This window comes from Nitrospira sp. Nam74 (assembly GCF_965152615.1).
The window spans coordinates 3,114,168-3,130,991 of record NZ_OZ224220.1 but is presented as its reverse complement, the minus strand read 5'-3'; the positions used below and the strand labels follow the sequence as shown (position 1 = coordinate 3,130,991).

The 16,824-nt window shown below is 55.0% G+C and carries 6 protein-coding genes; 4 read left to right on the top strand and 2 right to left on the bottom strand.

Annotation, left to right across the window (positions count from 1 at the left end; genetic code table 11):
* Window positions 1–161: 161 nt before the first annotated feature.
* The 4 genes from ACWHYZ_RS14570 (at window position 162) to ACWHYZ_RS14555 (ending at window position 14,810) form a co-directional block, all read left to right on the top strand.
* On the top strand, window positions 162–1,127 hold the full coding sequence (locus ACWHYZ_RS14570; RefSeq protein WP_447983403.1) for a hypothetical protein: 966 nt from the start codon (window positions 162–164) through the stop codon (window positions 1,125–1,127).
* Entirely contained in the window at window positions 1,117–11,073 is a 9,957-nt protein-coding gene (locus tag ACWHYZ_RS14565) for a calcium-binding protein (RefSeq protein ID WP_447983402.1), read from the top strand. The genes ACWHYZ_RS14570 and ACWHYZ_RS14565 overlap by 11 nt, the downstream gene beginning before the upstream one ends.
* Window positions 11,074–12,168: 1,095 nt before the next feature.
* The gene (locus ACWHYZ_RS14560; RefSeq protein ID WP_447983401.1) at window positions 12,169–13,833 is read left to right on the top strand and encodes an IPT/TIG domain-containing protein; all 1,665 of its coding nucleotides are present in this window, start codon (window positions 12,169–12,171) and stop codon (window positions 13,831–13,833) included.
* 14 nt (window positions 13,834–13,847) lie between these two features.
* A complete protein-coding gene (locus ACWHYZ_RS14555) occupies window positions 13,848–14,810 on the top strand; it encodes a WD40/YVTN/BNR-like repeat-containing protein (protein WP_447983400.1) in 963 nt (320 codons plus the stop codon).
* Window positions 14,811–14,923: 113 nt separating this feature from the next.
* On the opposite strand, the gene ACWHYZ_RS14550 is transcribed toward ACWHYZ_RS14555, so the two are convergent.
* Both ACWHYZ_RS14550 and dnaJ read right to left on the bottom strand, forming a co-directional pair.
* On the bottom strand, window positions 14,924–15,661 hold the full coding sequence (locus ACWHYZ_RS14550; protein WP_447983399.1) for an RsmE family RNA methyltransferase: 738 nt from the start codon (window positions 15,659–15,661) through the stop codon (window positions 14,924–14,926).
* 27 nt (window positions 15,662–15,688) lie between these two features.
* Entirely contained in the window at window positions 15,689–16,813 is a 1,125-nt protein-coding gene (dnaJ, locus tag ACWHYZ_RS14545; RefSeq protein WP_447983398.1) for a molecular chaperone DnaJ, read from the bottom strand.
* Between the last annotated feature and the right edge of the window lie 11 nt (window positions 16,814–16,824).

Below are 16,824 nucleotides of genomic sequence, written 5' to 3'. Positions count from 1 at the left end.
TGGAGGAGACGACGCTGATGAACTTGTATGGCGGTGCAGGCAATGATGCTTCCACACGCAACCCATTTTTTTGACACCGGTCTAAGGCAAAAGAGGCCTGTTGACATGAGCTGTAGCACGGGGACTACCCTGCGCGGTCTTGTATACGTAGTATGCCTATTATGTGGATTCAACGTACTGCTCTGATGGCGTGCCTCATCATTTTAGCCGGATGCGTAACCTCTTTGGCCCAGACGCCCGGTGAACGATTTCGGAACGCGCTCAAAGAAATCGAAGGCAATTGTGCAAAGCACAAGCTTGAAAAGAATGAAGTCTGCGGGAAAGTGACGAAGCTCAAGCCCGCGGATCCGTTGGCCACGGAAGAGGGGCGCTTTGCGCATTCAATTAAGATTCCGAATCCGGTGCCAGAGGACAGCGGCTATAAGCCTGGGATGACGCCACAGGAGTATTTTGATCATCTGTGCAAGACCGAAGCAGGGGAGTTCATCTTCAAGGCGGTGGAGAATGTTGACGGGCTCTACATGATGCGGCCGCGCAAAGAGGCCACAGACGACCAGTTGCAGCACCTCTATGCACTTGAAGACCCGTATGGGTACACGAATGGTGAGGCAACCGGAAGCGAGTTTCTCTTCGTTGAGCCGAATCGGTATCAATTTTTCGAGATGGCCGTAATGAAGGACAGAAAGCTTCGCATGGGGAACCAGTTTCTCGATTCGTCATATCTCAAGATGCCTGAAGCTAAAGCAAGATACGAAAGGTATTTCGGCTACAACGCCCGCAAAACACAGACGATGATCAAAGAGTTCGATACGAGTCTCCGAAGTCGTTTTGGCTTCACGTGGCGTGGCATCATTAGACCTCATGACAGGGAATTGGGGATTGCTGGTGGTGAACTCATTGTCATGGATCTGCAAACCAACGAGGTTTTGGGAGTGCGTCGAGGATATATTCGCAGTGGGGACGTGAAAAACTTAACAGGCATCGGGTGGCTCACGGGAAGGACTTGCCCTCAATATAACTATCGTCATCGAAACAAGGATTTTGATTTTTCCTATTGGTTTGTAGGCAAGGTGCTGAAACCAATCAACTATGAACAGAGCTTCAAGGAGCTAACCAATGCCAACTAACATCACAACCTGGCTGAAGTTTGCTTTACAACAGATGGCGGCAGAATCTTACCTTGATGGGATCAACTTGCAGAATGAAGATCAGGTCCGTCTCCGCTTAAGTGATGGCAATAACGATACCCGACTAGTTCACCCTGATCCGGCTACCGGCGAGCTTCCCGGCAAGACCCGCTTCACAAATGTTCTCGCCGATCGATTTCTTGCACGTTATGACATCATTGATCATCACGCCAGCGACGCCACTGGGTTTAGCGCCACGTTGATGCGTGATAGGACGACCAGAGAATATACGTTGTCTTTCCGTAGTACCGAATATCGTGATCAATCTGATGGCGGGGACTATGAGCGGGACGGGGCGAATGCGCCGTTCTTTGCCGGCGCGGATGGAGAGATTCTCACCAAGGGATTTGCATTTGGGCAGTTGGCTGCGATGGAGGACTACTTCAACAATTTAAAGCAAGGCAAATTGACGAACGGAGCTGTCGATCCCGGCTTGCAAGCCTTCCTGGCAACCCCGGGACACAGACTGAATATCACTGGGTATTCGTTAGGCGCCCATTTGGCCACCGTTTTTACTGAACTGCATGCCACAGAGATTCAGCACACCTATACATTTAATGGCACAGGACGTGGGGAATTTGCAGAGGGAGCGCAAGCTGAAGGCCAGGAAGCCGAACGAATCCGTGCCATGCTCATACGCCTCGGTCAAGTCCTCCGCGACCCAAGCGTGGGGCTCGTTCCCGGGATTCCTGAGGAGAACCAGCCGGCCGCGTACCGATCCGCGCAGATCGCCCATGATCTAGATCCGACGTGGAATCCATTTCAAAGTGGCTCGTTGGGAAATGTGTACAGTGATACGCGGTACCAGTGGGCCAAGCAAGTGGTCCAAGACGAGTTTTCACCCGTCTCCCGCGCGTTATCAAATATTCCACGCACGGATGGTGCCTTTAGTTTGATCACCCAACTGGTGGGCCATGCCTCACATGGCGATCAAGAGCTCGTGGCCAATACGGGCAATCACGCCGCAGAGACTCGGGTCTTCATTGAAGATCAACCGAATCTTGACGGCTTCGGCGGCTTCTTTGCACTCAACGGCGATTTTGGAACGACGCACAGCATCACGCTCATTGTCGACTCCCTCGCGTTGCAGGAGGCATTTCAAACCATTGATCCGAGTCTGACTACATTCGATCTCGACCAGGTCCTTGCGGCTTCCTCCAATCAATCGGCGTCAGGCTTTGTGGGCACATCCGGCATCGCCGAAGGTAATTCGTTAGAAAACGCGCTCGATGCCTTGGGCAAGTTCTATATTCCGACCTACACACCGACGAACTTCGGACGCCAGACGGGCGATTTTGGGCAGCTCACGTTCCGGAACGAATTCTACGACCATCTTAAGCAGTTGAATGCGCAAGTGGTATCGAACAGTGGACAAGTCATCAGCTTGGTCGAGATGCCGTTGCTGGATGTGGCGAATCAGGCGGAGAGCGACATTGCCTACCGATATGCCTTGAAGGAGTTGAATCCGTTCGCCGTGCTCGGCGTCGACTATACACGTCATAATGGCCAGGGAGAGCTCGACAAATTCAATGTTGTTGATGGTACCGGCTCCCTCACGCATGAATATCTGTTGGACCGATCGCTTTTTCTGGCGAAGAAGACAGAACTGAATCTAGCCGATACCGATGCCGGGACAATTGGGATTCATTACCAAGACCTTGCCAGTGGATATGAGATCGCTCCAACATTCAGCGGTTCCGAGTATATCTTTGGCGGCGACGCCAGTGAGGCGATTGAGGGAAACAATGGCGACGATCGTGTCTATGGCGGAGCCGGACACGATGTTCTCACCGGTAATGCCGGCGATGACTATCTAGAAGGCGATCAAGGGAACGATATTCTAATCGGTGGGATAGGCGATGATGTGCTGAAAGGCGGGGCGGGGTTCGACACCTATATCTATAACAGTGGCGATGGGAACGATCGGATTGAGGATGCGTATGGGCAGAATGTCATTCTCTTTAACGGTTCGGCGCTGCAGACCGGTGTGCATCGGGACGGGGATCTGTCGAATACGTATACCAGTCTCGATGGGCGGGTGACCTACCGGCTTTTCAATGGCGATCTGCTTGTGAACGATGGTCTACTGACACTCAATGAGAACTTTCAAAGCGGGCAGTTCGGGATTCGACTGATCGATGAGACTTCGTATGCGAATGGATTGACGGACCTGCCGTTCACCTTTGGTGACAATCCTGACACGTTTGCCTCCGGTGGAGGAGCAGGGAATCTCATCGTGCACATGGGCGGGGGTGACGACTACGTGCTCGCGGGCCGTCACAACGATCAACTCTTCGGGGAGGCAGGCAACGACACGCTATTCGGCAATAGCGCCGACGATCGGCTGTATGGCGGAGGCGGGAACGATGTGTTGGTAGGCGACAATGACGATGCGGCGGTTATCGACGGCAACGATCTGCTGGAGGGCGGCGACGGGGACGATTCGCTAGTCGGGGGCTGGGGGAACGACCTGCTCTATGGCGGGGCCGGCCGCGATGTGCTCTACGGCGATACGATGGGCAAGGCGCAGGGCGGTTCTTCGGCCGATGATGTGCTCGATGGCGGCGAGGGGGACGATGAGCTTCATGGGCTCGTTGGAAATGATGTGCTGTATGGCGGGGCCGGTAATGACTTTTTATCGGGCGAAGAGGGCGATGATATCGAAGATGGCGGCACGGGCGATGATTTAATTCTCGCCTACACGGGAAATGACATGCTGCTTGGCGGAGCTGGCCTGGACAGGCTTTATGGCGACCAAGGCAACGATATCTTAGATGGTGAAAGTGAGAACGATGCACTCTATGGCGGCGATGGCGACGATATTCTCCTCGGCGGCAGTGGCGATGACGCCCTGTACGGCGATTATATGAATAGTCCTTCGCAAGGAAGTTTGTCGGGAGGCAATGACTTTTTGAATGGGGAGGAGGGCAACGACACACTTCGAGGTGGAGCAGGGATGGATACCCTCCTTGGCGGGGACGGCGACGATCTGCTGATTGGCGATGAGGACGACGATCTTCTCGATGGCGGCCTCGGCAACGATACGCTGAACGGCGGCGCCGGCCGCGATATCTTTCAGTTTAGAAAGGGCGATGGGGAAGATACGATCGAAGATGCCGGTACGGAAGATATCCTTCAATTGAGTGATGGCCTTTCCAGCGATGTGATGCTCGAGCGCAACGCGAACAATTTGATTCTGCACATGAACGGCACCGCCGACCGCATAACGGTGCAGTCGTTCTTTCAGAATTCACTGAATCAGCTCAACCGGTTGCAATTTGCGGATGGCACGGTATGGGACGCAGCAATGATGGCAGAGAACGTGCGCCTCATTACAGGTACGGAACGGAACGATTACCTGCAAGGCTCCGCTCGAGACGAGCAGCTCAATGGATTCGGCGGGGATGATGAAATTTACGGCGACGGCGGCAATGATATCCTCGCGGGTGGAGATGGCGATGATTATATCAATGGGGACGATAACCGTTACCCCTTAGCGGGGAACGATATTATCGATGGAGGCAAGGGCGATGATTATCTGATTGGTGGCGGCGGCGATGATGTGATCGATGGCGGACCCGGAAATGATGATTTGTACGGAAGAGGGACCAGCGATACCACCCTATCGGACAATGACACGTTTCTCTTTGGCTATGGCTCAGGTCATGACAGGCTGTGGGATATTGGGTTTTATGAGGATGAGCTTGATACCATCGAAATGAAGGATGACGTTTCCCCGAGCGATGTGGCAGTCAGCCGCGGTTACATCGATCTGATTCTGAGCCTCAATAGCACCGGGGAGACGATGAATCTTCCATACTTCTATTTTTTCGGCAGCGAACGACTGTTAAATATGCAGATGACATTTGCAGACGGCACGATTTGGGATGCGTCGACGCTTCGGGATAAGTCACGGACGATCACGGGCACGGACGGAAACGATTTCCTAAGCGGTTACACATTCTTTTATCAGGATGAGGTACTGGACGGGAAGGACGGTCACGATACGCTTGAAGGCGGAAAGGGCGTGGATTATTTGCGGGGCGGCGCCGGCGCCGATACGTACATTTTTCGCCTCGGCGATGAGCAAGATACAATCGAAGATATGCCAGGGGAAGAGAATCGGATTCAGTTCGGCGATGGCATTTCACCGGAAGATGTGACGCTCGCTCCCTATCAAAGTAATTTGAATATCACCTACCACATGGAGATGAGTCTCTACGATCACACCATCTATCGCGATATGATTACCCTTGGCGGGTTTGATCGCAACAACGCCGCTAATCCGCTTGGGATCGACACGATGGAATTCGCAGACGGGAAAGTCTTCACGATCCAACAATTGATCGACCGCGGATTCGATATCGTGGGGACCGATCAGAATGACGTTCTTAACGGAACAAACCTTGTCGATCGAATATCCGGCGGCCGGGGCAACGATACGTTACAAGGTGGCGGTGGGAACGACACGTATTTCTTTAATTTAGGTGATGGCGCCGATACGATTGAAGATACTGCTGTGCCAGAGGCGGGAAACGTGGTCCAGTTCGGTCCGGACATTACCTTGGGCGAGCTCGATTTTCTCACGGGTGCGTCCACGTTGCTCATCTCGGTGGGGAATCAAGGTGACACGGTCTCACTCACGGATTTTGACTCTAGTGGAGCCTTCGGCTCGATGGTGGTGGAGAATCTACGGTATGCTGATGGAACACAGGACTCTCTGCGAACCCTGCTTCAGCAGTGGGGTCAATCGCTAGGGACTGAAGGGAACGATGTCATCATCGGCGGTCCTGGGAACGATTTGATCAATGCCAAAGATGGAAATGACGTGGTGTCCGGCGATAGCGGCAATGACACACTGATCGGCGCCTCGGGTGACGACACGTTGAACGGGGAAGCGGGCGATGACCGTCTGTACGGTGGCCTTGGCACAGATGTGCTGAGCGGTGGTGCCGGCAACGATGTACTCAACGGTGCGGAGGGAGATGACTCTCTGATTGGCGGAATTGGAGATGACGTGCTGACCGGGGGACGCGGCAGCGACACCTATTTCTTTGAACTTGGCGACGGCTTGGATCGAATTATTGACCTGGATACTCCAGGCGAGGAAAACAGAGTTGTGTTCGGTTCCGGAATTATTTTCGATTCAGTGAAATTGTTCTATAGCGGCGCGCCGAGCCGTGGTGATTTGCAGCTTCAGATCAATACGGGAGGCGATGCCATCGACTTTGGCGTGGTGTCTATGGCCGGCGCTGAGAGCTTCTTTCCCGTCAGGAGATTTGAGTTTGCCGATGGGGTTGTCAAAGCGTTGGATGATTTTCAACCAGAGATACGGGGAACCGCAAGCGAGGATGATCTTCAGGGGACTTTTTTGAATGACCATATTATCGGTGGGAGTGGAAACGATATTCTCGATGGGCGATCGGGCGACGACACGTTAGAGGGCGGTCTAGGCGACGATACACTGATGGGAGGAAACGGAGCCAATACCTTCATCTTTAATCAGGGGGACGGCGTCGATACCATTGTCAATCAATCTCAGAGCAATGAAGATCGGATTGTGTTCGGTCCTGGTCTGACGATCGGTGATATTGAGTTAACGATACGAACATCCGGCGATTTCTTTCTCCGTGTCGGCGCTGATGGAGACGGCATTGATTTGGGCTGGTCCGGCTTTACTCCTAGCGTGCAGACATTGGAATTCTCAGACGGGTTCAGCGTGCCATTGAACTCGTTGATCGATACCTTCATAAGCGAAACGGCTCAAACCTATATCGACAGTTCAGGCGCCATGGTTCTAGTAGGGGCCGTCGGAGACGATACCTTAGTTGCCGGTAGCGGTGCCGGGATTCTCGTCGGGGGCCGTGGGAACGATATGCTGATCGGTGGTGGCGGCCACACGACCTTTTATGGCGGGTTCGGCAATGATCTGTTGGTCGGAGGCAACGGCGGCAACACATTTATGTTTACGGTAGGGGGCGGCATTGACCGGATCAGCCTTCCGGTTGCCAACGTATCGGGCTCTAATTCAGTTGTGTTCGGAGGAGGGTATAGTACCTATCGACCGACTCTCGGTCTTGGATCGCTTTTGATCCAGTATGGCGATGCCGGTGATCAGGTCCACATCGAGAATTTCGATCCGAACGACGCCTATCATAATCCCGGGATCGATACCTTTACATTCACCGACCGGACGTTTACCTATACGGACTTTGTTAACCTCGGATTCGACCTTGCCGGCACTTTCGAGGATGATGTGGTGCTCGGCACGAGCGCGACAGATCGACTCAACGGCTTCGCTGGGAATGACACGTTGAACAGTGGAGCCGGCAACGATGTATTGAATGGTGGCGCGGGCAACGATCTGCTCATCGGCGGGAGCGGTGACGATACTTATGTCTTCAACATCGGCGATGGGATCGATACGATTGAAGAAGTTGCAGCGACAGGGGAAGGCAACCGATTACAATTCGGGACCGGGATTCGGCGTGAAGACCTGACCTTTACGCAGGCCGGTAGTACGGTGACGATCCATGTAGGGTCGGGAGGCGATGCGCTGCACTTACATGGCTTCGCACTGAACGGTATCAATGGTTCCCTTGTGGTCGAGACGCTGGCGTTTGCAGACGGCAGCACGATGAGTTTGAGCAGTTTACTGGGGCCCGTCATTACTGATGGCGATGATGCAATTACGACCGGCGCGGCTGATGATGTCATCGATGCCAAAGGCGGCAATGATTGGGCCTCGACCAATGCAGGGAACGACACCATCACAGGCGGAACCGGGAACGATACGCTAATCGGCGGCTCGGGCGATGACACGTACATTTATAGACTCGGCGATGGAAGCGATACGATCCAGGATACGGCGGCGTCCGGCGAAGGCAATGTCCTTTCGTTTGGGCCAGGGATTACGCCGGCCTTGCTGAGTCTTGGATTCGATCCGACTGGGCTCCTGCTTCGGGTCGGCACAGCCGGCGATGCAATTCATCTCTCCAATTTCGATCCGGTCGATCCGTACGGCCCGCATGCCATCGACACATACCGTTTCGCCGATGGCACGACGCTTACTTATGCCCAGCTGATCGATCGCGGCTTTGATCTCACCGGGACATCGGGCGGCGATACAATTGTCGCCACGAATGCTATCGATCGGATGACCAAATTTGCTGGGAACGATCTGTTGCAAGCCGGCGCAGGCGACGATCTGCTCGACGGCGGGACCGGCGCCGATACGATGGCCGGTGGAACAGTGAACGATACGTACATAGTGGACGATGCCAGTGATGTGGTCATCGAAGCGGCCAATGAAGGCGTCGATACCGTACAGAGCAGCATCAGCTACGCTTTGCCGGCTCATGTCGAAAATCTCACGCTGACAGGAACCAATGCAATCAACGGCAATGGCAATGTCCTCAACAACGTGCTTACGGGGAACAGTCGCGCCAATGTGTTGGATGGCGGATCGGGAGCCGACACGCTGGCGGGCGGTGCTGGGGATGATATGTACACGGTCGACAATATCGGCGATGTCGTGATCGAGCAGGCCGATGAAGGTGTGGACACGGTGCAAAGCGCAGTTAGCTATACGCTCGCAGCGAATGTGGAAAACCTTATCCTCGCGGAAACCGCTGCCCTAAACGGATCAGGCAATGGATTGGATAACCTCTTAAGTGGTAACAGCGCGGCTAATCGGCTCGATGGCGCCGACGGCAACGACACGATCAATGGCGGCGCGGGTAGCGATGCGCTGATCGGCGGGTCTGGGAATGACACTCTTGATGGCGGTCTCGATGCGGATCTCTTACAGGGCGGCACGGGCGACGACAGACTGTACTTGTCAATCGATGGCGTCTGGACGAGCGGCTTCGTGAATAAGAATGTCGGCAGCCCCGGCCATGTCGGCACCGCACAGACCGTGGCGTTGAACGGGAAAAATCGGTCCTTCGATGTTTTCGACGGCGGCGCAGGGAGCGATACGCTGATCGGGACCGCCGGTGATGATGCGATCGCCCTCGATGATCCATTGAGTGTCTTTCCCGGCACATCGATGCCGCGCTTAACCGGCATTGAATATATCCAAGTGGGCGATGGAAATGACACGGTCGATCTGACCAGCGCTGTCTATTCCTACGGAGATGTCACGCTCGATGGCGGCAATGGCGATGATGTGCTGTGGGCGAACGCCGGCAACGATTTGCTGCTGGGCGGCGCCGGAAACGACAACCTGTATGGCGGAGTAGGGAACGATCAACTTTTCGGGAATGATGGCAACGATACGTTGGATGGCGGCGAGGGAGCGGATCAACTGATTGGCGGTGCAGGTCATGACACATATCTGGTAGATGATAGCGGCGATGTCGTGATTGAAAATCCCAATGAGGGTACGGACACCGTCAAAAGCAGCATCAGTTATACGTTAGGCCTCAATGTCGAAAATCTTACTCTAACCGGAAATGCGGCCATCAACGGCACGGGTAATGCGCTGAATAACACTTTGACCGGCAACAGCGCCGCAAATGTGTTGGCCGGCGGTTTGGGCAATGACACGTATGTTGTCGGCGAAGCCGATACGGTGATCGAGCATGCCAACGAAGGGACGGATACCGTGCAGAGTGCGGTAAGCTGGGTCTTGGTCGCGAATCTCGAGAATCTGACCTTGACGGGCAGCGCTACGATCAACGGCACAGGGAATGAGTTGAACAATGTGCTGACCGGCAACAGCGCGGCCAATGTGCTCATCGGTGGTACAGGTGACGACACCTATATTATCGGCGCCGGCGATACCGTCATCGAGCTTGCCAATGAGGGTATGGATACGGTCAAAAGCGCCGTTAATTGGATGTTGAGCGCCAATGTCGAGAACCTGACGCTGACCGGTAGCGACGCCATCAATGGCACCGGCAATAGTTTGAACAATGTCTTGATCGGCAACAGCGCGAGCAATGTGCTGACCGGTGGCGCGGGCGATGACACGTATATCGTAGGCACGGGCGACAGCGTGATTGAGCAAGCGAATGAAGGGATCGATACGGTCCAGAGTTCGGTCGACTTGACCTTAGGCGACAACGTGGAAAATCTCACGCTGACGGGCAGTGTGGCGGTCAATGGGGTCGGCAATGGGTTGGACAATGTCTTAACCGGCAATGCGGTCGCGAATCTTTTGACCGGCAACGCCGGCAACGACACGCTCAATGGCGGAGCGGGAGCCGATAGGTTAATCGGCGGCAGCGGCAATGACACCTACGTTGTCGACAATGCGGGCGATGTGGTCGTTGAGAACGCCAACGAAGGCACCGACGTCGTGCAAAGCTCCATTAGCTACACCCTCGGGGCCAATCTGGAGAACCTTACGCTGACGGGGAACGGCGGCCTCACCGGCACGGGCAATGCTCAGAATAATATCCTGACCGGCAATAACGGCAATAATGTTTTGGATGCCGGAGCCGGCAACGATACGCTCATCGGCGGCCTCGGCAACGACACGCTGAAAGGCGGCACGGGCAACGATACCTATGTGATCAACCACGGCGATGGCCAAGACAAGATTTCTGAGAATGATGCGACACCGGGCAATGCCGATACGCTGCTCTATGGCTCCGGTATTAATCCTATTGATCTCGTGCTCAGCCGGCAAGCGAACGATTTGCGCCTCTCGGTCCACGGGACGACAGATCAGGTCACGGTTCAGAACTGGTATCTCGGGACCGCCAATCAGGTTGAGACCATTCAAGCCGGCAACGACCAGCATCTCTTGAACAACCAGGTACAGCAACTGATTCAAGCCATGGCAGCGTTTACCACGCAGACGGGCTTGACGTGGGAGCAAGGTCTTACGCAGCGGCCACAGGATGTCCAAACGATTGTTGCCGCCAATTGGCATTAGAACGGGAGCCGGAGCCTCGCCAAGCCAGTGGTGGATGAGCAGAGAATGATGGTGTTGGTGACTCAATCAATGGGACGCATGGGCCCGGAGGAATGGCGCGGCTTATACTTCACGTGTGTCCTATCGTTTCATCCATCCGAACTTTGCTAGTCAATTTCGGCCGTTGCTCTCTTGTTTGACGAGAGATTCCGAGGCGATTGTATCTACCAATGCGAGTGGTATGCATCAGGCGTCCGCTGTATTGAGTTCAAGCCGAAGAGCGGGGTGACAGCCGCCCCCTCAGTACTGCTCTTGCACCTTAAAACATCATCTGGTCGGCCCATACATGTGTATGGGTGTGTCAGGCGGCGCAGGTCCATCGCAGTGTCATTCTTGCCCATACGGGTTTGCGAACAGCGTGTTTATCCAGAGGACATTCCTGCCCTGATTTCCGTCCTCTGATTTGGATCCCTCCGCACGTATGGTCGCAATGCCATGATCCTCATACATCTGAAGGCTGTACGCGTCGTTATACGTCGACGACGTGACAAAAGAGTTTGTTGCCGCCCGAATGGTTCCCAAAACCGGCGTGTTCATGGCGGTATTGATTAGGCGCAGTGGACGAGGCGCCCTCCGTGTCCGAGCCGTATCGGCGAGGAGGAGATCGACCAGGACTGCACATTGTCCCCTATGTTGGCCTGGGCTCGAGTACATGCATGGCTTCGATATCTTTATGCGAAACACAAACCTCATCGTGCATGGAATGCCGAAGGTGCTTTTTGTGGTCGTGAGATCGGATTGTGTGTGTATGGAAACGACTTCGCTCACATCAGATCAAGGCGCTTTGGCGACACGTCGCCCAGACCGTGGGCCCTAATCGAAGGATGCCACCGCCGTCGGACAGGCTACTCGGGCCGTGAATTTGATCACTTCAATATACGTGACTCCTGAATCCTCCGGCGACTTCGCCTTGACAGCCAAAAAACCTGCTTGTTATAGTGCACGGCGTCCTACAATCTGCTGATTGCCCGCTCTATTGCGCCTCCGCCGGGCAAAGGATTTTCACGCCTGGTCATCATGAATAGTGGTGCACAACGCGATCTGAGGAGTGGCTTCATGTGGTTCATATTGTTCTGTGCAGTTCTTGCTCCGCTCACCGGCGTTACGACGTCCGCTTGGGCTGAGAGCAGTGTCGTCCCTGATGCTGCCCCGCCAGGTGCCGTTGTCAGCATTGCGGGAAAGGGATTCGGGCAGTTCCGTTCCGCGCAGGAGAACCGGGTGCTGTTCCGCGGCACCCCCGCGTTGATCCAACGATGGGATCCTGATCTTATTGTGGTGAAGGTACCACTACGAGCGTCGAACGGTCCCGTTGAAGTTGTTCGGGGCAAGAAAAAAACGACCGTTGGGACCTTCACCGTTCAGAAGCCGACTGTTCAAGCCGTTGCGCCGACAGAGGTGGAACCCGGCGCGCTTCTACAGATCACAGGCACTAACTTTACCAATACAGCGGGCTCGAAAGATCCTAATACAATGTTTGGGGTGAATGATGTCCTCATCAGCGGAGTCCCGGCAAAAGTGCGCAAGTGGCGCAACGACAAGATCGAGGTCGAAGTGCCCGGTAATGCATCGTCCGGCGACGTCGTTGTCAGACTGGCCTCTTCCGATCCGTTGCCTGACGGGTCCTGCTGTGCTCCAGTCGAATATAGCACTAGTAATACCATCGCCCTGAACGTCATCCCCTCCATTCGCGTCGATCCACCCATCGGACCGGTAGGAACGAAAGTCGTCCTATTCGGTAAGGGGTTTGGCGCTACGAAGACCCCGGAGAGTGCCGTAGAATTTAACGGCCAGCCTGGGACGATCGCGCAGTGGACCGATGGCATGATCGTGACGCACGTGCCGCTGCATGCGACAACCGGTCCCCTGACCTTGAAACTCAAAGATAAAGCTCGGGAACTGGGCAATTTCACCGTCACGGTTCCGAAAGCCACCGGACTCACACCCGTGAGCGCGCCTATCGGCAGCCTCGTGCGGATAACCGGCGAGAATTTTGGTTTCTATTCAGAGAGCGGCTCAACCCCGTTTGCCTTTTCCGACTTCAACAAAGGCGACAATGCCGTGGAATTCGGTGGCGTGCCGGGAATCATTTACCGATGGCATCACGACAAGATTGACGTGTGGGTGCCCTTCAGCGCGAAAGATGGACCGGTGGTGGTGAAGCGGGGAGGAAACACCCCGAAGCCTGACGGATCCTGTTGTGCCGAAAAGGGACTGGTCACGACGGAGGCGGGAACTTTCACGCTTGTCACCCCCAAAGTCGAGTCGTATAGCCCGACTGCCGCCGGGCTGGATGACATTGTGACGATTAAAGGATCGGGGTTCGGGAATTTCCTAAAAACGACGGAAGCGACCCAGCCTGGATTGAACGAAAAGGGCCACGATTATCTGCCATATGAACTCGGTGAGAATGTCTCGCGGACCGAAGTGCTCTTTAATAGTGTAGCTGCGATTGTCGTCTCGTGGTCCGATACGGAAATCAAAGTCCAAGTGCCGCATCGCCTCGCGTTCGGGATCGGCAGAGCCGGGGAATTCAATACGGACGTTTCGACCGGCCCATTGATCGTTCGCCGTGGATCATGGGATCTCCTGGCCGACGGATCTTGCTGTACGCCGAAGCGGTGGGTGACGGCCGAAGCTGGGACCTTCACGGTTCAGCAGACAGGATTGCCGGATCAGCGATTTTTCAAGGATATGCGCCAGGAAGCAGGCGGGTCGCAATAGGCTATGTGGCAATTATGATGACAGCCCTGAAGAAATCGATCTTTCTGTTGGCGGTGGTCTTCGCGATATCATCTACAGTCCATGCCGCTGAACCTCACCTCACGCAAGTAGTTCAGAAGAGCGGCACCGAAGTCACTCTGATGGGCATACACTTTAAGGACGTTCACCTAGGTTGGGCAGTGGGTTCCGGCGGGGCCATTTTGAAAACAACCGATGGCGGCAAACGATGGAAACCCGTGCAAAGTGGCACACGCATGCTGATGACGAGCGTATTTTTTGCCGACGCGAAGCACGGCTGGGTCGTGGGATCGAATGGGACAATTCTGCATTCCAAAGATGGAGGCGAGAAGTGGGTCCCGCAAGTCAGTGGGACTCAATCACCCCTCTATGGCGTCTATTTCTTGAATGGATCCGTCGGCTGGGTCGTGGGCGGCGGTGGCACGATCCTGCACACCGAGGATGGCGGCGCACATTGGAACGATCAGCCAAGCGGAACGAATGCCATTCTCTATGCCGTCCACTTCGTCGACCAGGACCATGGAGGAGTGGCTGGAGCGCTCGGTACAATTTTACTGACGGAGGACGGTGGCAAAGCGTGGACGCCCCAGGACATCCGCAGCTCAGGCACGTTTTTCGACATTGTCTTTACGAGCCCATCTGATGCGTGGGCCGTTGGGAACGCCGGTGCCATGTTTCAGACTCAGGACGGGGGCGGTCGATGGATCGACCGAACACTGCCGTGTCTTCGTACATGTTCACGATTGACGGATTTGCTTCGTGTGCGCTTTACCGATCCAAAATCAGGATGGGTCGTGGGCGAACATGGGGCGATTTATCGGACGACGGATGCAGGATTTTCCTGGTTTGCGGAAGACAAGAAGACCACACAATCCCTCTACGGGCTTACGTTTCCGGATCCCGCTCATGGATGGGCAAGCGGGGAACGCGGAACGATCATGCATATCGCGACGCCATAAAGGAAGCGATCAGCCACCGGCATTCAGCTCTCAGCCTTTTCAAGCTTGGAGAAAATAACCCCTTCTTGCCTTGATTGTTCAGCTGATGGCTGACCGCTGAAGGCTTTTTACCCTTACCCCAATTCCCCGAGCCGACTTTGAATGATCGCCACTGCAGCCAGCGCTGCCGTCTCGGCCCGAAGAATCCGTACGCCTAAGCTGGCCGATGTAAACCCAGACCCATATGCCACCTCCCGCTCAGCGGCACTCCAGCCGCCTTCCGGCCCGATCAACAAGAGAATAAGGCTGTCCGCATCTTTAGGCCAATTGACCGAATCGAGACTGCCGCCTTCCGAACGTTCGCTTAAGATCACTTTCACCGCTCCAGACGCCGAACGTAGCCACGGTATTAACTCAGTGGGTGCCTGTACCTCCGGCACTTCCCACCGCTCCGCCTGTTGAGCGGCCTCAAAGGCGATTCGTTGCCATCGCTCCCGTTGCGGACCAAGTCGCTCGGTACGAGGACGGGCGATCACACGTTCCGAGATGATGGGCACAAGCGACGCGACACCCAACTCTGTCGCCTTTTGAATCGCCCAATCCATTCGGTCGCCCTTCAAAATCGCCTGCGCGAGTATGATCTTTGGATGCCGAAGCGGGGGGCCTTCTCGCTCTTCGAGGACGTGCCCCTGCAATTCTCGTGGGGTCATCGTCGTGACTTGAATGAAATAGCGCCTTCGATGATGATCGCCGACCCAGAGCTTTTCCCCGACAGTGACACGAAGGCTTTTTCGTAAATGGTCCAGGAGCGGGCCGGTGATCGTCAGTGTGTCTTGGACGATATGGGGTTCGGCAATAAAGAAGACCGGCATAAGGAGTGGGAAGTGAAGGGCAGGGGACTACTCGAAAAATGTCTTCATCTTATCAAAAAACCCGTCCCCCTCGGTGTCGAGTGAGACACCGCTCTCCTTGGCAAATTCGGTGAGAAGCTCTTTTTGTTTGGCCGACAGCTTGGTGGGGATCTGGATTTTAACTTTGATGACTTGATCGCCCGTTTGCTGCCCCTTGAGACTCGGCACACCAAGCCCTTTCAGTCGAAGACTCTTATCCGGCTGCGTTCCCGCGGGAATCTTGATGATGGTGTTGCCTTGCAACGTCGGAATCTCGACTTTTCCACCAAGCGTCGCGGTCACGAATGGCACCTGTATTTCGCACAACAGGTCTGTATTTTTTCGCGTGAAGATGGGATGGGGCTTTGTTGTGACCGCCACGAACAGATCTCCGGGAGGGCCGCCGTTAAGACCATGTTCACCTTCGTTGGACAGCCGAAGGCGCATGCCGGTTTCGATCCCGGCAGGAATGTTCACGGACAGGGTTCGTTCGCGATAGACCCGCTTGCGGCCGCGGCATGTCGGGCACGGATCCGAAATAATCTGACCCGCGCCTTCACATTGACTACACGGACGGCTGATGCTGAAAAAGCCCTGCTGGAAACGCAGTTGCCCGGCCCCCTTGCATGTCGGGCACACCTTGAGCGCCGACGCGGTCTTCGCTCCCGTGCCATGACAGTCGTCACAGACTTCCCATCGCGGGATCTTGAGCTTCGCCTCTTTACCGTAGACCGCCTCTTCGAAGGACAATTCTAGGTTGTATTGGAGATCGGATCCGCGCTCCGGCCGCTGACCGCCGCGGGTGCCTTGACCGAAGAAATCATCGAAAATGTCGTTGAAAATATCTCCAAATCCGCCCCGTGGGTCGAAGCCTTCGCCACCGAACCCTTGCCCACCGCCGGCATGGCCGAACGTATCGTAGCGTCGGCGCTTGTCCTGATCGCTCAGGACTTCATACGCTTCGTTGATCTCCTTGAACTTTTCTTCGGAGACTTTCTTCTGCTGATCTCCGGTGTGCAAGTCAGGGTGGTGTTGGCGCGCCAACTTGCGAAACGCCTTCTTGATCTCGTCCTCGGAGGCGTTCCGTTCTACTCCGAGTGTTTCGTAGTAATCTCGTTTTGTCACGTGAGCCATAGTGAAGTGAA

Coding starts and splice junctions, on each gene's coding strand:
- ACWHYZ_RS14560 (WP_447983401.1), top strand. CDS start 12,169: ATGTGGTTCATATTGTTCTGTGCAGTTCTTGCTCCGCTCACCGGCGTT.
- ACWHYZ_RS14550 (WP_447983399.1), bottom strand. CDS start 15,661: ATGCCGGTCTTCTTTATTGCCGAACCCCATATCGTCCAAGACACACTG.
- ACWHYZ_RS14555 (WP_447983400.1), top strand. CDS start 13,848: ATGATGACAGCCCTGAAGAAATCGATCTTTCTGTTGGCGGTGGTCTTC.
- ACWHYZ_RS14565 (WP_447983402.1), top strand. CDS start 1,117: ATGCCAACTAACATCACAACCTGGCTGAAGTTTGCTTTACAACAGATG.
- ACWHYZ_RS14570 (WP_447983403.1), top strand. CDS start 162: ATGTGGATTCAACGTACTGCTCTGATGGCGTGCCTCATCATTTTAGCC.
- dnaJ (WP_447983398.1), bottom strand. CDS start 16,813: ATGGCTCACGTGACAAAACGAGATTACTACGAAACACTCGGAGTAGAA.